General features: G+C 29.7%; 3 protein-coding genes. 2 read left to right on the top strand and 1 reads right to left on the bottom strand.

The window, feature by feature from the left end:
- On the bottom strand, positions 1–540 hold a 540-nt coding region (locus SVN78_10545; protein ID MDY6822043.1), incomplete at its 3' end, for an MBL fold metallo-hydrolase.
- Between SVN78_10545 and SVN78_10540 the strand changes: the two genes are divergently transcribed.
- Both SVN78_10540 and SVN78_10535 read left to right on the top strand, forming a co-directional pair.
- Positions 449–643 (top strand): hypothetical protein, encoded by a 195-nt coding sequence (locus SVN78_10540; protein MDY6822042.1) that lies wholly within the window; start codon positions 449–451, stop codon positions 641–643. The two genes, SVN78_10545 and SVN78_10540, sit on opposite strands and share 92 nt — an antisense overlap.
- Before the next feature lie 745 nt (positions 644–1388).
- Positions 1389–1790 (top strand): Rrf2 family transcriptional regulator, encoded by a 402-nt coding sequence (locus SVN78_10535; GenBank protein MDY6822041.1) that lies wholly within the window; start codon positions 1389–1391, stop codon positions 1788–1790.
- Positions 1791–2018: the final 228 nt, after the last annotated feature.

The raw sequence follows: 2018 nt of genomic DNA, 5'->3' as shown, positions 1-2018 counted from the left end.
GGCGCTAAGACGTTCTATTGAGTGGATCCAGTCTTTAATATTTATGTCAGGCGGTGGACAAGGGGGAATTGCCGGCCCCTTATTGAAGCGAACACCGCCGATGTCACCGCAGATCACTGCCCCATCTACCATATAAGCTAGATGGTGGATAGCATGGCCTGGCGTATCCAAAGCAATAATGTTCACATCGCCGAGCGAGACTTGTTCGTTATCTCCAAGAACCCTGAGGTTTGAGTAGGGGACAGGGTGTATTTCTCCCCATAACGTTTCAGCCATACTGCCGTATAGCCTCTTTACGGAACTCCATAACCTAAATGGGTCAGCCAAATGTGGAACTGCCTTTACATGAGCGTAAACTTTAGCCCCTTGACGGGCAAACCACCAAGCAGCACCCGCATGGTCTAGGTGTATATGGGTTACAAAGACGTGCCGGACATCCTTAGGGGATATGCCAGCTTTCTCAAGGGAGCGTATGAGCCCATCGAGGGCAGAGGCTGGACCTGTATCGAAAAGAGCTGGGCCTTCATCTGTTTCGATCACAAAAACACCAATTGAACCTTCTTGCCCTAAAAATAGCGTGTCAAGCGTTTGGATATCCATAGTCAGTCCCTTTTTTAATGTAATATATAATAAATTGCTGTAAATAGGCAAGGAATATAAACTTTACAATATATAATAATATCAATAAAAGAAGCACAATATCATTGAACATCAAACAATGACTTAGAAAGAAAGAGCAATATGTAATTGCTAGACAGATTGCTAACATTTAGACTACTTTTTTAAAATGATTATTACAATTATATTTAATCTTAAATAAGAGTCAAGCAATTTATTCCCCTTCTTTACTTCAGGAAAATAGATTTTTATAATTACCTAATATACTAGGCTCTAATAGCAATAATAATTGTTTTAAATAAAGAATGTTCTATATTAAAAAATCCATTAATTAGAATCTTCTTTATCTATACTACCTACCTTAGGGAGAATAAGCTTAGTATACATTTGGAAATGATACTTAATATTACAAAGGCTCTTTTAAATAATTATCTTTTTGATATTTTCATAGTCATTAATTAAAATAATTTTTTATATAGTTTTTTGAGGAGATTTATTTTAATAACAATTTGTTGTGCTTACTTTATACATTACACATTAATTTTATTAATTAACTTACTTTTATTAACCATTTAATCTATTCTAAACTATTACTATGCTTTTCTAACTATATAAGAGACTATATAATTATTACTAATAAAAATAATTTTGCTAAATAATAGGTTTATAAATTATTTTATTGTGTCAAAACCTTTTTTTATAATTACATTATAAGTGCAAATCTTCTTGATATAAAAGACATATTTACTATTATATTAATAACACTAATTATGAGAATGACAATAGCATCAGGCTATGCTTTAAGGGTTGTAACATATATGGCTAAAAAAAACAGTAAAAATATATTTATGCGTTCAGAACTATCAAAAGAATGTGACATACCTGATAGTTTTTTGGGTAAAATTTTACAATCATTAACAAAATCAAATATTCTAAGCTCTATTAGAGGTAAATATGGTGGTTATAAACTAGCTAAAAACATAGAAGATATAACGATATATGATGTTATTATCGCAGTTGAAGGGGAGAACTTTATTTATTTAAACAAATGTTTATTTGATAACAATTTTTGTAAACATATAAAAGAATGCACCATTCGAAAAGCATTAAAAAAAATTAATAATAATTTTATAAAAGAATTAAAAAGTTATAACATAAAAAGCTTAATATAAAAACTTGATTTTTGACAATAAACTGATAACATAAAATATGTTTTATAATTATTTTAATTATATCCATCCAGCTATATTAATATCTAGTATCGCAACATTCCACGTCTTTATAGCTCAATTTTCAATTGGTATGGGGTTATATGTAATTATTAATGAATATATATCTTATAAAGTTGAAAATAATAATCTATTAAATTTTACTAAAAAAAATACATCATTAATAATCTT

The sequence above is a fragment of the Deferribacterota bacterium genome (assembly GCA_034189185.1).
In the GTDB taxonomy this organism is placed as follows: Bacteria; Chrysiogenota; Deferribacteres; order Deferribacterales; family UBA228; genus UBA228.
The sequence above is the reverse complement of the archived record's forward strand: the minus strand, read 5'-3'. Positions and strand labels throughout refer to the sequence as shown.